The organism is Microcoleus sp. B4-C1, from assembly GCF_036705285.1.
GTDB lineage: Bacteria > Cyanobacteriota > Cyanobacteriia > Cyanobacteriales > Microcoleaceae > Microcoleus.
Map to the genome: position 1 here is coordinate 1 of NZ_JAUBUC010000005.1, position 18,685 is coordinate 18,685.

26 protein-coding genes are annotated in these 18,685 nt (G+C 42.0%); 22 read left to right on the plus strand and 4 right to left on the minus strand.

The genetic code is table 11. The annotated features are described in order from the left end of the window. Nucleotides 1-201 precede the first annotated feature (201 nt). The 5 genes from QUB26_RS02905 to QUB26_RS02925 all read left to right on the plus strand — a co-directional run bounded on the left by QUB26_RS02905 (nucleotide 202) and on the right by QUB26_RS02925 (nucleotide 3,468). Nucleotides 202-1,254: a hypothetical protein gene (locus tag QUB26_RS02905; protein WP_333316497.1), complete on the plus strand. Its 1,053-nt coding sequence runs from the start codon at nucleotides 202-204 to the stop codon at nucleotides 1,252-1,254. A 79-nt stretch (nucleotides 1,255-1,333) separates the two neighbouring features. Next, entirely contained in the window at nucleotides 1,334-1,861 is a 528-nt protein-coding gene (locus tag QUB26_RS02910; protein ID WP_333316499.1) for a thermonuclease family protein, read from the plus strand. Between the two features lie 63 nt (nucleotides 1,862-1,924). Then, nucleotides 1,925-2,575, plus strand: a complete 651-nt coding sequence (locus QUB26_RS02915; RefSeq protein WP_333316501.1) for a hypothetical protein — start codon at nucleotides 1,925-1,927, stop codon at nucleotides 2,573-2,575. 396 nt (nucleotides 2,576-2,971) lie between these two features. Further along, a complete protein-coding gene (locus tag QUB26_RS02920; RefSeq protein WP_333316503.1) occupies nucleotides 2,972-3,301 on the plus strand; it encodes a hypothetical protein in 330 nt (109 codons plus the stop codon). Beyond that, a complete protein-coding gene (locus QUB26_RS02925; RefSeq protein WP_333316505.1) occupies nucleotides 3,298-3,468 on the plus strand; it encodes a hypothetical protein in 171 nt (56 codons plus the stop codon). Before QUB26_RS02920 ends, QUB26_RS02925 begins: the two co-directional genes overlap by 4 nt. A 427-nt stretch (nucleotides 3,469-3,895) precedes the next feature. Here QUB26_RS02925 and QUB26_RS02930 read toward each other — a convergent pair whose 3' ends face one another. From QUB26_RS02930 to QUB26_RS02945, 4 genes are read right to left on the minus strand one after another with little or no spacing between them, the layout of a single operon-like run. Continuing rightward, nucleotides 3,896-4,117: a hypothetical protein gene (locus tag QUB26_RS02930; protein WP_333316507.1), complete on the minus strand. Its 222-nt coding sequence runs from the start codon at nucleotides 4,115-4,117 to the stop codon at nucleotides 3,896-3,898. Further along, the gene (locus QUB26_RS02935; RefSeq protein ID WP_333316509.1) at nucleotides 4,107-7,679 is read right to left on the minus strand and encodes a virulence-associated E family protein; all 3,573 of its coding nucleotides are present in this window, start codon (nucleotides 7,677-7,679) and stop codon (nucleotides 4,107-4,109) included. Before QUB26_RS02935 ends, QUB26_RS02930 begins: the two co-directional genes overlap by 11 nt. After that, nucleotides 7,676-8,104 carry a hypothetical protein gene (locus QUB26_RS02940; RefSeq protein ID WP_333316511.1) on the minus strand — a complete coding sequence of 143 codons (429 nt, stop codon included), beginning with the start codon at nucleotides 8,102-8,104 and terminating at the stop codon, nucleotides 7,676-7,678. The genes QUB26_RS02935 and QUB26_RS02940 overlap by 4 nt, the downstream gene beginning before the upstream one ends. Before the next feature lie 17 nt (nucleotides 8,105-8,121). Further along, a complete protein-coding gene (locus tag QUB26_RS02945; protein ID WP_333316513.1) occupies nucleotides 8,122-8,349 on the minus strand; it encodes a hypothetical protein in 228 nt (75 codons plus the stop codon). 614 nt (nucleotides 8,350-8,963) lie between these two features. Between QUB26_RS02945 and QUB26_RS02950 the strand changes: the two genes are divergently transcribed. From QUB26_RS02950 to QUB26_RS03030, 17 genes are all read left to right on the plus strand, one after another. Continuing rightward, the gene (locus QUB26_RS02950) at nucleotides 8,964-9,158 is read left to right on the plus strand and encodes a hypothetical protein (RefSeq protein WP_333316515.1); all 195 of its coding nucleotides are present in this window, start codon (nucleotides 8,964-8,966) and stop codon (nucleotides 9,156-9,158) included. Beyond that, nucleotides 9,122-9,448: a helix-turn-helix transcriptional regulator gene (locus QUB26_RS02955; protein WP_333301240.1), complete on the plus strand. Its 327-nt coding sequence runs from the start codon at nucleotides 9,122-9,124 to the stop codon at nucleotides 9,446-9,448. Before QUB26_RS02950 ends, QUB26_RS02955 begins: the two co-directional genes overlap by 37 nt. Before the next feature lie 103 nt (nucleotides 9,449-9,551). Continuing rightward, the gene (locus QUB26_RS02960; protein WP_333316517.1) at nucleotides 9,552-10,811 is read left to right on the plus strand and encodes a hypothetical protein; all 1,260 of its coding nucleotides are present in this window, start codon (nucleotides 9,552-9,554) and stop codon (nucleotides 10,809-10,811) included. Between the two features lie 279 nt (nucleotides 10,812-11,090). Further along, on the plus strand, nucleotides 11,091-12,086 hold the full coding sequence (locus tag QUB26_RS02965; protein ID WP_333316519.1) for an AAA family ATPase: 996 nt from the start codon (nucleotides 11,091-11,093) through the stop codon (nucleotides 12,084-12,086). 290 nt (nucleotides 12,087-12,376) lie between these two features. Beyond that, a complete protein-coding gene (locus tag QUB26_RS02970) occupies nucleotides 12,377-13,015 on the plus strand; it encodes an AAA family ATPase (RefSeq protein ID WP_333316521.1) in 639 nt (212 codons plus the stop codon). Between the two features lie 71 nt (nucleotides 13,016-13,086). Continuing rightward, nucleotides 13,087-13,383, plus strand: coding sequence for a hypothetical protein (locus tag QUB26_RS02975; protein WP_333316523.1), 297 nt, complete (start codon nucleotides 13,087-13,089; stop codon nucleotides 13,381-13,383). Nucleotides 13,384-13,389: 6 nt separating this feature from the next. Then, nucleotides 13,390-13,701 carry a hypothetical protein gene (locus tag QUB26_RS02980; RefSeq protein WP_333316525.1) on the plus strand — a complete coding sequence of 104 codons (312 nt, stop codon included), beginning with the start codon at nucleotides 13,390-13,392 and terminating at the stop codon, nucleotides 13,699-13,701. A gap of 52 nt (nucleotides 13,702-13,753) precedes the next feature. Then, nucleotides 13,754-14,167 carry a DUF6876 family protein gene (locus QUB26_RS02985; RefSeq protein WP_333316527.1) on the plus strand — a complete coding sequence of 138 codons (414 nt, stop codon included), beginning with the start codon at nucleotides 13,754-13,756 and terminating at the stop codon, nucleotides 14,165-14,167. Nucleotides 14,168-14,255: 88 nt separating this feature from the next. Continuing rightward, nucleotides 14,256-14,639 (plus strand): hypothetical protein, encoded by a 384-nt coding sequence (locus QUB26_RS02990; RefSeq protein ID WP_333316528.1) that lies wholly within the window; start codon nucleotides 14,256-14,258, stop codon nucleotides 14,637-14,639. A gap of 135 nt (nucleotides 14,640-14,774) precedes the next feature. Continuing rightward, nucleotides 14,775-15,116 (plus strand): DUF6283 family protein, encoded by a 342-nt coding sequence (locus QUB26_RS02995; RefSeq protein WP_333316530.1) that lies wholly within the window; start codon nucleotides 14,775-14,777, stop codon nucleotides 15,114-15,116. A gap of 50 nt (nucleotides 15,117-15,166) precedes the next feature. After that, on the plus strand, nucleotides 15,167-15,379 hold the full coding sequence (locus QUB26_RS03000) for a DUF2997 domain-containing protein (protein ID WP_333316532.1): 213 nt from the start codon (nucleotides 15,167-15,169) through the stop codon (nucleotides 15,377-15,379). A gap of 138 nt (nucleotides 15,380-15,517) precedes the next feature. Beyond that, nucleotides 15,518-15,931: a DUF1257 domain-containing protein gene (locus QUB26_RS03005; RefSeq protein ID WP_333316534.1), complete on the plus strand. Its 414-nt coding sequence runs from the start codon at nucleotides 15,518-15,520 to the stop codon at nucleotides 15,929-15,931. 140 nt (nucleotides 15,932-16,071) lie between these two features. Then, on the plus strand, nucleotides 16,072-16,314 hold the full coding sequence (locus QUB26_RS03010) for a hypothetical protein (RefSeq protein ID WP_333316536.1): 243 nt from the start codon (nucleotides 16,072-16,074) through the stop codon (nucleotides 16,312-16,314). 17 nt (nucleotides 16,315-16,331) lie between these two features. Further along, nucleotides 16,332-17,024 carry a hypothetical protein gene (locus QUB26_RS03015; RefSeq protein WP_333316538.1) on the plus strand — a complete coding sequence of 231 codons (693 nt, stop codon included), beginning with the start codon at nucleotides 16,332-16,334 and terminating at the stop codon, nucleotides 17,022-17,024. A 126-nt stretch (nucleotides 17,025-17,150) separates the two neighbouring features. Beyond that, on the plus strand, nucleotides 17,151-17,666 hold the full coding sequence (locus QUB26_RS03020) for an HNH endonuclease (RefSeq protein ID WP_333316540.1): 516 nt from the start codon (nucleotides 17,151-17,153) through the stop codon (nucleotides 17,664-17,666). Between the two features lie 91 nt (nucleotides 17,667-17,757). After that, on the plus strand, nucleotides 17,758-18,408 hold the full coding sequence (locus QUB26_RS03025) for an MT-A70 family methyltransferase (RefSeq protein ID WP_333316542.1): 651 nt from the start codon (nucleotides 17,758-17,760) through the stop codon (nucleotides 18,406-18,408). Nucleotides 18,409-18,430: 22 nt separating this feature from the next. Continuing rightward, complete coding sequence (locus QUB26_RS03030) at nucleotides 18,431-18,673, plus strand: hypothetical protein (RefSeq protein ID WP_333316544.1); 243 nt, start codon at nucleotides 18,431-18,433, stop codon at nucleotides 18,671-18,673. Nucleotides 18,674-18,685 lie beyond the last annotated feature (12 nt).

The following is an 18,685-nucleotide window of genomic DNA, read 5'->3' on the forward strand; positions in this document are numbered from 1 at the left end:
TAATAATTAAATGGGGTCGCAAAATTAAAAATAAGGGTAATGCTTGTATCACAGTTTAAATGTGCAACAGCTTATAACGGTTTGTAATTTCTTCCTATTGTTTGACAATTTCTTACAAATGTTTACCAAATTCTTGTAATTGTATGCAGATAAAAAGAGTTGAATTACAATATAATATAACACTAATTTCAAGGTGTCGTCATGCTAAAACAATCTCAAATATTGACACTACAACCGCAGATGAACCGAAACAAAACTTTGCAGATGTTTGAGAAAATCAACAAAGATTTGTTGGCACACATAAGAGAAGATGTGAATTATCGAATGCCACCAAATTATATAAAATGGGAAGTATTGAGTCAGATAATAGCGATCGGATTAAGCACCTGTGATTTGGAATATGCAAAAGTTGACATCTCAGCGTTTATCCATAGCTACCGAATTGCACTCTGGTTTGCTCAAAAAGCACCCATGTACTGTTTGTCTCATGAGTTAATTGAAGCTTTCGATCAGACTGATGCTCTCCATAAACCAGGGGTTTTATGTGGATGGCAGCCGTCGTTACCTACATTTTTGCTAGCGATACCCAAAGGAGCCATCTATGCACCCGATGGAGCTGCGATCGATTATTTGACAGTCAGTTGTAGCAATATCAATCATCCTGAATGGAATTCAGGCAAATGGAAAAGTATCTCGATTCATCCGTTTAAAATGAGGTATCCTTTATATTTTCAATATTCCACCGTGGATTCTCAAGAAACTGTGTGGACTTCCGGCACTGCGGTGTCAGAAAATGGGAATACTTTAATTTATGACGAGAATTCTGATATTGGACGTGATACTCTTACTCCTGAAGATAGAATTCTCATCAAACGTTTAAGGAATCTGGTCATCAATATTCTGTTGACTCTTGAATTTCTTCCTTCTCTGGTTAGCGACATAGAAAAGAAAGAGTTACCAGCTCCTAAAGGATTTGGAGAAAAGTTACAAAAACATAAAACTGCCCATCGATTCCCTCGGTGGCTGGGTAAAGGTTTTTCTATTCCACAATCCGATTCTTTAGCAACTATTGAAGAAATTGTGGAACCAGATGCTGATGGTGAAGATGATGAAAGGACAGTAATCCAGAAAAATCATTCATCACCAATTGCCCATTGGAGACGCGGACACTGGAGAGTTTTGGAGACGGGTGAAGGTAAACGATGGAAAAACGCTAAGAGAATATGGATAAAACCCATCTATGTAAATTTTTAAAACACTCAAATTGATCGGAATTTACTGATGACAAAACGCCCTCCAGCTCATTTAAAATAAAACTTTAGGGTTTTTTGACATGGAAATAATTAAAGGAAGAGTCTACAAAGCAGAAGTAGGCTTTATCTACGATGGAGATAGTTTCAATCTGAAATTACTCTCTGCAACAGGCACGGAGAGTCAGAACATCATCTGTCGAGCGCAATGGATCGACACCCCAGAGTCTCAAAAACCCGGTAAAAGTAGCACTGACCCGCGGGTTATTAAGCATTGGGAATGGGCAGAAAAAGCCAAATTAGCGCTGATGAATTTGATTCAAAACCGAGCGCTAATTGCTATTCCCTATGAGGTTGACCAATACCAACGATGGGTTTGTGATGTTTACCTGGACAATCTACTTGTCTCTAGCAATGTCCAAGTCAAACTCGCTCAATCTGGTTTCGCCGTTTCTCGCCTTCCTTTTAATCGTCATATATACAACGTGAGAGAAACGACTGTGTTGCGATCGATAATAGCGGGTGCTGCGACAGCAAATAGGAAAAGAATCGGAGTTTGGAGTCAGTCAAACATGATTTTGCCCTATGAATTTAAGAAATTATCTCTTTAGCACTCAGACAGTGGAAGGGTTTAGCACAGTACATCTAATTACATCTAAGAGGAGGAAAGTGAAATGAGTAGAACATTTGCCGAAAGAATTATTGAGTATATGGAACAGCAAAATTATGAAATCTCGCGAGGTCGATCGGAGAAAAATATAATTTATGTAGAAGGGGCAGAAACTAATGGAAGAGAAAATGACGATCGACCTAATTGGTTCAATGATTTGAGAATAATCATTGCGTTCAATGACCAATTCCAACCCATCATCGAAGGCATTTGGATTGCAACAACAGAGCCTGGGTTCTATTACACGGATAATCCCATGAACCCCAAGGGTGCTGCTCGTATCGGATTCGGGCAGTACAAAGCTTGGCAGGTTGGCATTCACGGATGGTCAAATCCTCACGAAGCTCTCATCCAGGTCGGCGAAGTGAAGGTGCACCGCGACTACAACCGCGACATGATCCGATCGGGCGATCGAATTGAATGGGGCTACTTCGGCATCAACCAACACCACGGATATGGTCATCCCATAAATGACATCCATACTGCTTCGGCTGGGTGTCTCGTTGGTCGGCTTCCTGAAGAACACTTTGAATTCATGGATCTCGCTAAATCCGATCGGAGATACATATTAGACGAGAGATTTGTTTATCCGACAACCATCATTGCAGGGGATGAACTACAAGCTTTCAGTAAACAGAATGGTTTGCTTAAGTAATATCTGAGTATGTTTCTCTGCGTAAAACGGCAAACGAGCATCTGATCAATCCCTAAGTGAGTTGCAATCTTTTGCTGGCTCCAGCCCTATTCCCGAAGATTCCAAATCTCCTTTACCTTTTCGGAGTTAAAGACAGAATTGCCCTTGACTTCACCTTTATTGACGCTTTTGCCCCAATAAGGATAATTTTTTCCCTTTCTCGTCCGTTGTTTACGAACCATGTCGGCTACATTATCCGCATTAAGTCCAAGAAACAAATGACTGGGATTTACACACTTCCTGTTATCGCAATGATGGCAGACATCAGACATTTATGCAGCTAGTTAAATCTGACCCGCGTTACATAAAAAACCCAGAATTTATTTCTACAACAGCCATAATTTATGGTAAAAAACTATGAATCAGAAGATATTAGATTTGATTGTGGGGATACTGGCAACTATTAGCGCCGTTGCCAGCTTTTCATTCTGGTTAGCATCTCGACAAATCAGAGATGATGTATTTCATCAAATTGATAAAATTTCCGATTCCCTCAAACAGAAAATGGAAATTGATTTAATGAAAATCAACTACAAACTCCAGAAATGGCAAGATTATAATAAAATGAAAGACTCCAGTTTAGAGAGCAGACTAGAAAGAATTGAAGAGCGACTTTTTTCAACTCATAAAATGGTCGATACTATTAACGAAGCTTTCTCCGATTTTGATTCGGATTTGAATTCATGATCAAACTTACCCAAAGTCAGTTAGATTGGCTGGCAACTTTTTTTGGCACGATCGCCGGAGTTGCCGAGCTTTTAATTTCCACGGGCCGACTCAACAACGAAGACGGTCAGTTAATCGCCGGCTTGGCTCTAATAGCTTGGGGAATTGTTAGCAATAAAAAGCCTTAGTATGGGTTATTGATTTTGTCGGCAATTAGTTTTGTAGTGCCGATCGCTCCCGCTCCCATCCCACACAGAAACAATAATCCATTTCTGTTTCTGACTTTTTTACTCTTTAAATCGAGTCCAAACCCCCTAAAACCAAGCTTTCGGCTCTACCTGAATATTTTGAGTTACAGAAACGTTTCTGTGTTTTTGGGAAACAAAACGTGTTTCTCTGTTTCTGAGAGTGGTAGAATAAGTTAGAGGCGGGCAGCTCAGATAATGACTCTCAGATGATGACTCTCAGATGATGACTCTCAGAGGGCGGCATCGTTCCAGGGAGGTTCCAGCGAGTTCAAGTCCATCAGTCCATCTGGGTTGCGACTCAATTCTTCTGTCAACTCCATTAATTATTGATTAAGAACCTGAATTAGAACCTGAATTAGAACCTGAATTAGATGATTGATTCATCTTGAGAATTAACGAGATGTTTGATGATGTTACTCTGGATCATGTTTCGACGAACCATTTCAAGCAACAAAATCTGTGCCTCTTCAGCGGAAAGAGATTTAGTCTGCTCAGAATAAACTTTAAGTCTAAACTTTTGTTCAATTGTAAGTTCAGTTGAGAGCTTATCTGATTGGTCTTCATCTTCTCCTGTTCTTTCATTCGTCATAATCTCTGTCTGTTTCCTTGTCTGTTAGAGTTGGAGAATTGGCATTTTTAATCGATATCAATTGCGTGATTCGATCGCGAATTAAATCTTCCTCTCCCTCCAGCCACTGAACTATCACAGCCGTCTCATATTTGTTCCCTGGAGCTTTCCATGCGAACATTTGTGTCAAAAGAGCCTGCAACTGTTCTGGGTAGTATTCATTCCACCAAATCAACGCTAGTTCCCGCAGTTTATCTGCATCTTCTTCACTAATTAATTGCCCTGATATCTGTTCAGAAATCGGTTCTTGCTCACTTGGTGTGACCCCATAATTTTCAGAATTTGATTGGGATTCTGCTTCGGCTGGTTTGGGTTCACCTACAAGGCAAGATGCGGGTTCATCTACGAGGCAAGAAGTGGGTTCAGAGGTTGGTGTGGTTGGTTCATCGCTGGTTTCAGGTAGGTTTTCAGCAGTCTTATAGTCAGAGTCAGAGTCAGAGTCAGAGTCAGGAAGTTTGAGTAGAGCGGTGAAAGCAGCTTTTTCGGCATTGGTCAGCGCGTTCCAGACCTTTTGGCGATCGGCTACCCCAGCTCCGCAAACTTCCCTCAAAACACTCTGGATATTTCTGGCTAATTCCGGGTCGCCGGCTTCGAGCACTGTCCGAATATATTCGAGTAGGTCAGCTTCCTCTCTTTGTTGCTGAGTTTGCTGATCCACCTCAATTTTTTGAAGATCAACCTTATTTTCAGGAGGTCGATCGTTTTGAAAGTCACTCTGGCTATGGCTTTGATCGACCCGATCGACCTGATCAACCTCTTCACCCAAACTTCCTAAATCTTCTGCTGCCGTCACATCCATGCTTGCCAAATTTGCCATCGGTTCACATGATTGGGCGTAGCTTGCGGGGCGGAACGCCATCGCATTCTCGCCATCAGTCGCTTTCTCGCAGGCTGACTCTGACTCTGACTCTGACTCTGAATCGAAGGTTTGGTCGGGGGAAGAATCGGGTGTGTGTTCAGGAATTAGTAAAGTTTGAGAAACAGGATGATCAGGTTGATCAGGTCGATCAAAGCCAGATGTAGCAAGGTGATCAACCTCGTGATCAACCTCGTTTTTTTCGCTGACTTCTAAAAAGTGAGGTTGATCAGCAAGCTCAACAGGGATGGATTCGGGGACTGGTTCTGGAAGTGGTTCGGGGACTGGTTCTTTGCACCAAACTCTGACTCGTTTGCTGGAGATCGATCGGAATTCTCGTTCCCACCCCATTCTTTTGAGAATTGCCGAACAGCGCATTTGGTGCGATCGCTCTTGTCGGCTCAAATCAACTTGGAGATAAGTGAGCAGATCGCTAAGCCGAATATAGTCGCGATGCTCAATGTAATTTTCGATGACATCTTCCCAGGGGTCTGATGATTGAAATTCTTGAGCAACCTGTTCGGCAGTTTCCTCATTTTCGTAATCAAGGCAAGGTTCTTCCCCTGATTTGTAAGCCAGCATCGCAGCAGCCCAAATCGCATCTCGTTCTTTCTTCAGCAATTTAGTATTGATTCGGTGTTTGACCGGAATTACCCAAAATCGCCGATTGCCTGTTTCATCAGCCAAAAACTCTTGCTTGTTGGTGGTTGCGACAATGATGCTGGGTCGGTTGAAGTCTTCAATATCTCGGCAATATGGCGGCCGGATTTTGTCGGTTCCGGTCGATAAAAACGCTTTTGTGGCAGAGACATCGCGCCGTCTGAAAACGCTTTCTAGTTCTGCCCATTCAACAAACCAGGCTTGGTGCAATTTCAGCCGTTCATCTTTATCCGACACCGTGCCCAGGGAATCGTCAAAATATTTGTCTCCGGCAAGTATCTTAAAAAAAGTGGACTTTCTATAGCCCTGTTTCCCTTGCAGAATCATAACTGTGTCAATTTTGCAGCCTGGCTCAAAAGTCCGCTTGACAGCGCCAATCAGTGTTTTTCTGACGAACATTTCATAAATTGGATCGTTAACACCAAAGTATTTTTCAGCCAGAGTATCTAAAATTGAAGTATCTGAAGCCACTGGCAGAGAATTCAGATACTCTTGAATAGGTGAGTATTGATTTTCCACGGCGATTTCTGTGAGAATGTCTTGGATATCTTCTCTACTAGAGCGGACTAATACTCCGTGTCGGATGGCGAGTTGAAGACGGACTCGATCGAGAGATACAGGTTTCCCATCTATTTCGATTCTCTTGCTAAGTGTGTTTAGCCTAATCCGCTTCCCAAAATGTCTGTTCAACTTTTGGTAATCTTGAATCATCTTGTCATCGGAATTGAAAATATTGAAACCCGATGACTTTGGATTTTCTAACTCAGCAACAGAAGCAGAATCAGAATCAACAGAATCAGGAAGAGAATTAGAATCAGGTAAGGAATCTAAATCAAAGGGTCGTTGAGCTTTGAGAAAGCGCCAGTATACGCCTTTGATGCAGCTCTCAACTCCATTAGGAATATAGTGTTTGATGGAGGATACGGGATTCGATTTAACAGCCGAATCCCAGACCTGCTGCCATTCATGCTCATCCCATCCGCCACCGGGTGAACAACGGCGACAAGCATCCAGAAATAGGGTGTAGGCATCATCATCTGTAGTTTGTCCAAGTCTTTGGAACTCTGTCTGAACTCCAAGTAAATCTCTGGCGAGCATTGCCATTGATGTATTTCTTTGAGTTTCGACTCCATTTAGATAAACCTTAGCCTTGCCCAAAGCGGAATCCAAGGGTATGGCGATCGGCACCGGAACCTCGATATCTTTGAATTTTATCTTTTGGGTTGCTGGTGCGAGAAGAGTTTCTGTCAATTTTATAAGTGTCGCTGTTGAAGTAGCAGCATTTCCTGTACCGTTAGCGGTATTTTCAATACTTATCGGTTTATTAGAACTGACTAATAAATCGAGTAAGTTCTGCTGATTTTGTTCCTCTTCCTCCTTCCTTCTCTCCTCAAGTTCTCTGAATAATCTACTAAGACGTTCTCGCAAATCGTTGTAGCTGTACCGGATGCCTGAGTCAGAAACTATTTCTGATTTGATTGGTGGACGATCGGGTTTGACGTGCCAACCCCCTGCTAGGCGAAACACCCTACTAGGATTTTTATTACTTCCATCAGCTCCCATTATCTCAATGAGAATTACTTGCAGTTCGCGCCACTGTTCCGGTGTAATAGATTCCTCGAATAACCAATAAGGTTGCATGGATTTGTCACCGCTAAATATGGTGAATGTCGGTTCTACAAATCCTACTTCACTCCATTTCTCGAACTGTTCAGCTAACGGTATATCATCCCATTCACAAAAAATACCGCAGCACTGTTTGATGTCAGCATCACTGTGACCAGTGCCATCCGCACCATTGACAACTACATAGACACCACGCCCATCTGTTTGATATTGTTCAATTTGTTGCCAGTCTAAGCCAGAGAGTTTGCGCCCTTTATCTTTTTTCTTACGATCGTCTGTGGAATAAAAGAAAAATCTCAAAAATGCTTCACCCGGTGCATATCCGAGGTAATTGAGATGTTTTTCGGCTAATTCACGATCGATGACAATTTTATTACTCACGTCTTTGCTACTCCTGATTTTATTCCTGATTTTTCAGCTCCCGATTGGTTTAAGGAGTTGATAAAAGTCTGCAATTTCAATCGCAGGCGGTTAATTTCTAAATTTAGAGTGTCGCGTTCGACCTCCAAATCAGTAATTTTCTGTTCGAGACAAGTGATTTTTCTGCGATCGGCTGTTTCCTTCTTTCGTTGCTGTGATTGTTTAGGTTCAGCGACTGGTTCAGCGACTGGTTCAGCGACTGGTTCAGCGACTGGTTCAGCGACTGGTTCAGGGGCTGAATCAGTAGTTGCTGTAGCAAGTCGTAGCTTGCGGGGCGCGAACGCGCCATCGGCTAGGCATTCACAGCAGAAGCCGTCCGTTAATTTGGCAAAACGACGTTTACCATCTTTGTGATAGTTGGTACGGCACCATCCGTTTATGGTCATCAGAACCTCTCTAATACTTAAGTTTCAGTATTTGGTTGAGAGATATTCTGAGAAAAGTAAAGAATTAAAGCTGCTTCCACTAAAGAACCCACACTAATTCTTTTGTGCGCTGCGAAAACACGAACTTTGTGGTCAATCTCTTCAGAAATCAATAAAGTGCGCTTAGTCTTTTTTGCTTTCTCTGGCAAAGTGTCGGTATCCGCTAACACAGTCAACACTGTTGAGCTTAGTGATTCTGTCATCATATAAAAAAGATAGTGGGTAAAAGATTGGTAGCCATCCACGCTTACTTTCCTGACTGCGTGTTAGGGTTGCCTGTGCATTGCCCGTGCATTGCAAAATATGCCAACCTCAAAGGTGAATGAAGGAGCTTTGCTAATGTAGGTAAGGAGTTGTTACGCTAAAGTAAGGCGGACGTAGTACCTGTTTCAATGTCAGGACAGGCTAAGACCGCAAAGCATTTAAGGGTGTGGTGATTGAGAATCCTGAACAGCTCAAAACAAACTAAGGTGGTTCGGAACAACTCAGAATGTGATTAACTCAATGTCTGCTATGGCTTAAGCTATTACTAGCTTGAGTTTCCTGCTCTACCTTTCCCTCTGCTCTGTGCACTGTGCTCTGTGCACTGTGTTCTGTGCACTGTGCTCTGTGCACTGTGTTCTGTGCACTGTGTTCTGTGCACTGTGCCTTGTACCTGCGAATAGAAGCTTGGTAACGTTATTACGGCGTATTTACCATTATACCTAATTTACCACAATGGATACCCCATCTCAGATCATATTTTGTTTTTTGGACGGCCCTTCTCCAAATATGGAAACCAGAGTGTCCCAGTCAAAAGCCCATGTGCAAAATCTTTCGAGTGACTGCCACAAAAACTGTCAGAACCATCAAAATTCTTCCCAAAACGATTCCCAAAACGATTCCCAAAACGATTCCCAAAACGATTCCCAAAACGATTCCCAAAACGATTCCCAAAACTCTGAAAACCATAGCCAGAGGCAATCTCAGAAATATCGGATGGATGATATTACTAGGAAAAGATTTGCTGAAATAATTCAACAAATGCGTGCTGATCGCTCTTACCGAGCCTTTGCCCGATTGCTTAAGGTAACTCATCCCACCATTAAAGCTTGGGAAAATCTTGAAGGAATTCCCGATGTAGAAAATCTTGAACGCATCGCTCAGTTCCGAGGTGAAACTCTTGAAGAATTTAAGCAAGTCCTGGCTGGACAGCGGACAGCTACAGCTAGCCTATTACAAGAACTTGTAAAGCAAGTTCGTACCATTTCAAAGGAAGAGCTTGCTGTTGTCCTCCAGGTTATTGCCGAGCGCATTGCCTCCTAAATTCTTCTATTTCTCTTATGACTTTTTAATGATGTATTTACCAATACTGGTAAATGGTGTATATTGGTAAGTAGCTTACCAGCACTATTTACCATGAGTAGCAATGGCAAAACTACCGACGACGTTTACAAGCCTTGATTTGACGGGATTTGAGTTCGATCGTTCTAAACAGTACCCAGGAATCAACCGAGAAATGGTAGATTTTGCCTGTGCAGTGCTTCAAAGAAATCGGGTAGGGGTGGCAGTGCGATCGGTAAATGCAGCCCTCAAAGAAATCTACGGTTTTGGAGGAAGTACGGACGCCGTATGCAAACTGGTCAAGGAATGGCGATCGGAAAATCTGTCGATGCTCAAGCAAGGAAAATCTGAAAAGGATTTAGCAACTGCATTGCTAGAGGCAGTTGACGACGGTTTGCTTGATGAATCCGAAGTGCCTGAAGAATTTCTGGCGGTGATGAAGCAAATGGGTTTTGCCATTTACCGTCTCGCTTACCAAAAGGCGGATACCAGTATTAGTGGCGATCGCATGAAATCTCTGGCTCAGGAGAATGACATTCTTCGGCAACAGCTCCAAGGATTTCCGAAAATGGAAATGGAGCTGAATTTCTACAAATCTGAGTACGAACGTCAGAAACTCGAACTCAAAGAAGCGTACATGAATCTGAACAAGCAACAATTGGCAGATTCTGAAGAATTTCGACATCGGTTGGACTCCCTACAAGCCGATCGTAACGAATTACAAGCAAAATTGTCAGTTTCTGAACAACGGTTGCTGGAAGTCGCTGAATTTGAAGCAGCTTCTCGCGATCGAATCTCTGAAATCTCTAAACTCAACGGTCAAATCGAAGCACGGGAACGTGAAGTTTCTAGCCTTCATGCTCAAATCCAAACTCTCCAAGCACAAGTTGGTGAGAAACAAGTCCTGGAATCTCAACTAGAACAAGTGAGAACTCAGCTAAGAGAAGCTTCAACAACAATCACTAACCTGCAAAGTCAACAAAAAGTTAGTGGGGCTTTACAAGTCGATCGAGTTTTAGATGATTCAGATGATGAGCGGGTCATTGATGCTCAACTCATGGTGGAAAACGAAACACTCCATGCTGATTTGTCGGATGCTCTTAAAGAAATTGAACACTTGAAAGCACGTCTCGCTGAAACTCAAGTCGCTCAATCTGAATTTTACCCAGAATTACTCCCAGAATTACTCCCAGAATTACTCCCAGAAACGGTTTCAGACTCTGGCTCTGGCTCTGGCTCTGGCTCTGGCTCTGGCTCTGTTAACTCTGGCTCTGTTGAATCTCCAGGTAAGCCCTTTGAACCAGTTTCCACAAACAAAAGGCAAAAAGTTGCTCTGGCTAAATGACCAACCGCCTAAATGACTTACAGAAACAAAACAGAAACAGAAACAACCAGAAACAGAAACAAAACAGAAACAGAAACAGAAACAGAAACAAAACAGAAACAAAAGCTCAGTAGCAGTTGCTGTTACTGTTACTGTTACTGAGCCAGAAGAAAGAACGGGTATGGATAGGGAGCTAATAAGTCTTGGGTGGGGTAGCTCAAGACTTGTAGCAAGATTGGTGACTCAAAAGCTCGATTGCTGGGTAGAGAGTAATTAGCAATTGGTAATTGGATTAAAGACATGATAGACCAAAAAAAAGAAATTCAGCTAATGTTGATGGCGCGATTTCCTTTGCTGTGGGTAGTGAGCCCGGAAGAGGAAACAGCCGAAGAAATTTTGTGTGATGTGGTCAAAGCTAAGGAAGGGCAAATCTATTTCTGGGATTTTGCCCGTGGCTGGACAGATAATGGAACAGCCAAAGGAAATCCGATGCAAGCCTTGGAGCGGATCAGCAAAGCCCCGGCAATGGAACAAGCCACGGTTTTTGTGATGAAGGACATCGCGACTCTGATTGCACCGGGTGCCAATGGACAGATTGCAAGTAACCAATTAGCGATCGTCCGGGAACTGAAAAATTTGGCAGTGGCGATCGCCCGTGACCGTCGCTGCCTCGTCATCCTCTCCGACCAACTGCGAATTCCTCAAGAACTGCGCGAAGAAATTACTGTGGTGGACATCTCTTTACCAGGCATCGAGGAGATATCGAAGTTGCTCACTCGATTAGTGCCTGCCCCCGATTTCAAACTCAACGCGGAACAACGGCAACAGCTCATAAAGGCTTGCCAGGGGCTGACTCGGTGCCGAATTGCCCGCGTCCTTGCCAAGTGCTTAGTTCTTGGAAAAGTTGATATTCGAGCCCTCGCTGCGGTCATTGAGGAGAAGCGCCAAACCATCCGGGAGACAGGCATCCTCGAATTTATTCCGGTTCAATCAGGTCTGGAGTCGATCGGCGGACTTGAAAATCTCAAGCAATGGGTAACAGTTCGATCGCGCTCTTTCAGCGATGAAGCCCGTGAGTATGGACTCCCCAATCCCAAGGGGGTACTGCTGGCCGGCATTCAGGGTACTGGCAAAAGTTTATCGGCTAAAACCATAGCTGCTGAGTGGAAATTGCCGTTACTGAGATTGGATGTGGGGCGGTTATTTGGTGGCATTGTCGGGGAAAGCGAAAGTCGGGTCAGGCAGGTGATTAAGTTAGCAGAGGCTATCTCACCATGCGTACTTTGGATTGATTAATTTTGGTCAATGTAAAACCGTGTGAACTGCTGGGACACCGCGAAGCTTTAGAAACCACAACGTAATCAGAAACGGTAAGCGTGACGGTTTGAAAATTCTAAAATATGTGGCAATCAGCAGCCAAGCCCCTAAACCTCAAATATAAACTAGACGGCATGGGGAAGGTTCAACGAACAGTCGCAAGACGTAGGACTCAAGGGAGTCTGAAGCGCACGGGGATTATTAACTCGAAACTGCTGTTTTAGGTCAGGTCAAGGTCAGGTCAAGTCAGGAACAGGAGTTAATAATTTATGATATGTTCTGCTCTTTGGGGAAACTCAAAGAGCCTACCTGGAACCGAGGTAGGCGCAACACAAAGGGAAATTGAGAAGAGTTTTAGCAATAATCAGTCAGATGGAGATTCAGGAACAAGTAAAAGAGTGTTCGCAACTTTGCTTACCTGGATGAGTGAGAAAACCGCGCCGGTGTTTGTTGTGGCAACTGCGAATCAGGTCGAATTACTTCCCGCTGAATTAATCCGCAAAGGTCGTTTGGATGAACTGTTTTTTGTTCATTTGCCCAATCAGTCAGAGCGCGAGCAAATTTTTCAAGTGCATTTGAAAAGATTGCGTGGTGTTGTCGAATCTCAAAAATTTGATACACAACAGTTTGCGATCAACACTAAAAATTTTTCTGGTGCGGAAATCGAACAAGTGATTTATGAAGCAATGCAAATTGGATTTAGTCGCGATCGAGAATTCATGGATGATGATATTTTTGCTGCGATTCACGATTGCGTACCGCTCGCTCAAATTGCTCAGCCACAGATTGAAGCGCTGAAAACTTGGGCAATTCGATCGGGCGCTAAATCTGCCAGCATTGCCGATCGCACTGAAACACATTCCACTTCCTATTCTCATCTTTCTCCTCTTGAGGTTGACGAAAATTAATCATTATCAGAAAGCGAAGTATTTGTGCTTCGCTTTTTAATTGCACATTACTCTAAAAAGCGACAAAAAATATGGAACCGCATTTTGTTCATCCTTTATCAAGCTTGGAAACCATTGATACTGATGAAGGTCAAAAAGAAGTAATGAATAGTTGGGCATTTGCCTCAATGATTTGGACAAGCGCCGTCACTGGCAACACAAATGCTTTAGCAATAGTCAACGAACTATTTACGAACAAAGATGAGATTCCAACTTTCCTCGAAGCTTCTAAAGCTGGAAACGAAGCAGCTATAGCAGGTGCGATCGGAATTATTGCATTTGCCATTGATGACAAATTAGCCGAAGCATTTGAACAAAAAGGAAATTGAAATAGTATGTCTGACCTAATCAATGATTTAACAAGTGAACCAAAAGAATTTCCAGCGTTCGCCAATTACAAAGGTAAATGTGTCTGTGTTTGGAGAGCCGATGCCAAATTAGTTGCATCTACTATTGCTGATGCAGAAAGAATCATGGGGACTAGAAAATGTTTGGATGGTTCTTGGCTTACGCCTCCAGAAGAAGGAACAGAACTCTGGAATTATGCGATCGCACTGCTTAATGACCCTCCGCCATTTATGTATGTGGAAGGTCAGATAGTAAGTCTTAGTAAGTTGGAAATACTTCAAGAAATTGTAAGAAAATAGTGATGTAATGCTTCGCTGTAAGAAAATGATTTTTTGAATTTGGAATCAGATTATGGCAAAGGCAATGATGGATGCTGAAACACTGTCACAGAATTTGAAACACTTTGGCGGTACTGAGCAATATTTCAAACATTGGCTTGGAATTCAGTACACCGATGGAGTCAAATACTTGGCTGAGAATGCTCAATGCTATTGGTTGATTGATGCGATCGCTTCCCATCAGCCTTCTGCGAGGAAAAAACGAAGTTTAACTGAGTTTCAACTTTGGTTCCTTCATGTCGGAAAAGAACATGAATTTATCAAACCCAAAGGAAAGAATGCTGCTGTCTTGACTTGTTGGGAAGATACACCAACCAAAGAAACTCAACCTGCCATCATTCAGCAGATACCCTATACTGATTTTTCCTTGAAAGAAATCAAACTGTTTCTACAAGAGAAAGTCCTTCTGTTGCCAAGTGAAAATTAAGTCCTAAAAAGCTGTCTTGTTCTCCAACTTTGGGGAACAAGATAAAGTTTCGCACTACATCATTCAACAATTATTAGGAGCAAATCGAATGACTACCAACAGACAAATTCCCGAAGTTACACTCGAAGAAAAGCAAAAACAACTGCAACAATTACAGGCAAAAGTTGATATAGTTTTTGCTGAAGCACTGAAAAGAAAAGTCAATACGCTTGAGTTTGCAATTGAAGTTTGGGTAAATGCAGTCTTAGAAAAAGATGCTTATGTAGCAATAGCTTGTCGCATGATTCGCTACAGTACCCGTTTTGAGGGTAATCAATTGCTGGAATTTATGCGATATCTAGCTAACGGAACTCTTGAAAAAAATGAGTCGATCGCACAACGTGCAGTCGATTTAATAAATCAAGGTTTACTTATCAACAACAGCCTGAAAGAGGACAAAGATAATGTCAAGTTTGACGTGCAAAGTCTGTAGCGGTCAATTAATGTTTCTTGGTCAGTTAGGATACTTGAGACATTATACTTGCCGAAATTGTGGGATTCATATTAACAAAAGTCCCAAAATTGTCAGAGACAAATTCGATAACATAATCTCAGTCAAATACTAATCATGCTACTCACACAAACCAAACAATGCGCTAATTGTCCGTGGAAAGTTAACCGAGATTTGAGCAAAATTCCTGACTACAACCGCGAAAATCATGAAGCTTTGCAAAGGACGATCGCTGATCCAAGTTTAGATTTGTTAGAGCAATTGGCAGATTCTAATGTCGCAATGGGTTGTCACTATTCCACTGATGAAAAAATCCTTGAATGTGTTGGCTGGATTTATCATCAAATTCGGAATAATAATCTACTTCTGCGACTGGTATTGATGCGCTCAGGTCAGATAAAAGACCTTGAGGTTGATGGCGAACAGCGCGCAACTTTTGCTGAAACTTTGAAAGATTAACCCCAACTTACCCTCAACTTACCCTCAACTTACCCTCAACTTATTTAGCCATGCAATATTACAAAGTCGAATTCACCATCAGCAAAGATGGCACTGTTACCGAAAAGGTGATTGCTTCCGGGGCTAATTGCATTGCTGTTACTCAGGGACTGGAAAAGGCAATGGGGGAGGTTCAATCGCAAGAACTTCTTCCAGAAGCATTGAATGACCCATTAACTGAGACATTAATCGACGAGGAATCAACTTTGTGGACAAATAGCTGATGAACTGCAAAATCCCTGGTTGTCTTAATCGCTTAACAAAGGGCAGAACCTATCAATGTGGTAAATGCAGTTTACAAATTCTTGCTGCTGCCCGGTACTTTTCTCGTCCACTTTCAGAACTTTTAGGAGATTTAGAAGATGTCACATCTAAGCGTAATCAAAACTCAAATAAAGAATCCGATCGTCCTACAAGAGATTCTTCAGAAGATGATTGAATCAGGACTTGATGGAATTCTAACTGGAGCTTACTTAGAAACTAATGCCCATATCCATGACCCTTTCGGCAACAGCAAACTTGCAGAGTTTGTCATTCGGCGCAAACAAAACTATCAGGGTGGTTACGACTTTGGCTTCAAATTGATAGAAACAGACGAATTCGAGTTTTTAACCCGTGATGGTTCCCAGCGAGATGCTAAGAAATTTATGGAGAAACTATTGCCGTGGTATGCACGGGAAAACACTCTGGCAGCACTGAGAACTCAAGGATTTAATATTGAATCCCAGATTGAAGAAAATGGCGAAGTTGTCATCGTTGCTGGCAAGTGGCGTTAAGAGTTAAAGCCAAAGTGAAGCTGATAATGCTTCGCTTTGGGGTATTGAGTCTTGAAACTTAGAGAAAACCGAAATGTGTCAACAAACTACTCAATAAACTACTGAACAAAAAACAGACGCAGAAATCCGACAATTCACAGATGAAACACATTGTTATCCTGAACATAATTGATGAACCAAATCCTAAACAGTGGGTTGTCATTGAAGAACCGCCCCTGATATTAACTTGGCGGGGAATGTATTTTCAATTCAATCGAAAACTAACGAAGTCGATCGGAATTAGCTGCACCCGATACATTTACAATGAGGTAAATGGTTGTCCCCTAGCTGCAATTTCTACGCCAGAAATTATTCAAGAAACTGATGAAGCCAAAAATCTTTGAAACCAATCAGGAAATCAATGAACTCAGAGAATTCAACGAATAATGTATCGGGATTGCCATTGATTGAACAATTTAAACTAATTGAGCCACTGGAACTTCAAAGGTTTCAGTATGAAATTAGTTTAATTTTTGAAGAAGCAATCAGAAAAAAGTGGAGTCTACAACAATTTGCTATTAAGATTTTAGCAAATTGTGCAGGGGTGAAGCTGTTTATATGTTGGTTGCATCAACACTTATACAGAAAGCGACAAATCTTAGTGGGGAAGAAAATTATGCTCTTCTACAGCAGTTCATTGTTGCTGTATATCAAAAGAACTCCCAAGGAATTAGATACGGAGTTCAAATACTGCAAAATGGATTGGCTGTTAACGAAATTCAAGGAAAACACAATTAGAAACATGACACAAAATGAAGCTGTTGAAATAGTTCGTAGACAAGTTAAGCTGCTGTTCAAAGAAGCGGAAAAAGAAAAACTTTCTGCTGAACAATTTGCTGTAAAAATCTGGCTAGGGGTAATTCTAGGAAGTATCCCAGAGATAACCCTAGTCTCAATATTGTTTGAAAAAGCTACTAACAATAGCCCAGCAGAAACCTACGAAATGATAAAGGATTTGACTGCTCGAAAAAACGAAGTAGATGCAGTTAAATACGCAATTTCGTTAATTGTTCAAGGTTTGAAGATTCTTGATACCGAAAATGACAGCAACTAAATACAAAGCAGACGATCGAATTGGGCAACTGAAATTATCGATCGCACTTCAATTTCTTCCCGATCTTCCTCCCATTCAAAACCTGATTATGCTTCGCTTTGAGTTGTTAGTTTTTGGGAACAACTTATGCTTTGTCGTCGTAACTTGCCTATTCAGGAAAAAATTCAGCAACACATTATCTCTAAGGAGGATTGCTGGATTACAGATTTAAGTTCTCCAAAGGGCTATCCTAGAATTGGACACAATCAAAAAATGAGAAAAGTTTCGCGAGTAATGTTTGAATTGCATTACGGTGAAATTCCTGAAGGAATGTATGTTTGCCATAAATGTGACAATCGAGCTTGCGTAAATCCAGAGCATTTGTTTTTGGGAACTCACCAAGATAATATGGCAGATATGGTCAAGAAAAATCGTCAAGCTAAAGGCTCTAACCAAGGAAGCTCAAAACTAACTGAGAAACAAGTTGCTGAAATTAAATTCCTTCTAGCTGAAGGAAAACTAATGCAAAAAGAAATTGCCCAAAAATTCGGAATCCGGCCCAGCTATGTTTCCGCTATTAAGTGTGGAAAAAAGTGGAAGCATTTGAGCCACCAACCAATCAACAACTATTCAGAGCCAAAGCAGTTGAATTTATTTGATTGATAGATTTCACAAACAGAAGCTAAGAATTGCGTTGAGCATTTTCTATTGTTCAACGCAAGTTACAAATTCACAATTGCAGGAAAAATTGATTATGCGTTACAAACCTGATGACAAAATTGGACAACTGAAGTTATCAATTGCTCTTGAAGCATTGCCAAATTTGGCACCAATTCCTTGTAAAGACTACCGATTAGTAGTTATAGATGCTCCGTGGAATTTCTCTCTCCGAGAAGCCGACAAAACTCACCGGGGCAGGTGCAGCTACCCCTCAATGAAGGATGAAGAAATTCTGAAGATGCCGATTTATGACATCGCCCACCAACACGCTTATGTGCTGTTGTGGGTGACGAACAATCATCAATACCTCGGCTTCCGGTGTTTGGAGAAATGGGGATTCACGCATCGATCGACCTTCACATGGGAAAAAGTCACGAAAGACGGCAGACCCCACATCGGAATGGGGCATTACGGGCGCAACTGTACTGAGCACTTCCTGGTAGCTACAAAAGGTGAACCAGGGAGTTTCAGCACCCACGGGTTGACCAATATCCCTAACATCATTCGAGCCCGGAGAGGCAAACATTCTCAGAAACCGGAAGAGTTTTGGACGATCGCAAATCGACTGGCAGAAAAACTGGAGAAATGTGAGGAATTGGGGCGATTGTCGCAACCGTCGAGGATTGAGCTATTTGCAAGAGAACGGCGATCGAACTGGGATTCTTGGGGTGCTGAAGTTAAGTAACTAATTTGAAGAGGACAAACTAATGAAATTTCAATTGAAGGCAAGTACAACTGACGATCGAGTACGAGTAATCTGTGAAGATTCATGGAAAGGCACTATTCATGCAAAAACTCCAATAGCAGCAAGTCTTTCTGATGATGAAATTAAAGAATTGGGCTTGAATTTGTTGCAATCTAAAGCATTTGTGGATGATGTCAATCAGTTCTTGTTTCATCCAAATATTGAAATTATTCGCACTCACTTAATTGGCGTTCATGATGCTTAATCCATCTTTAGA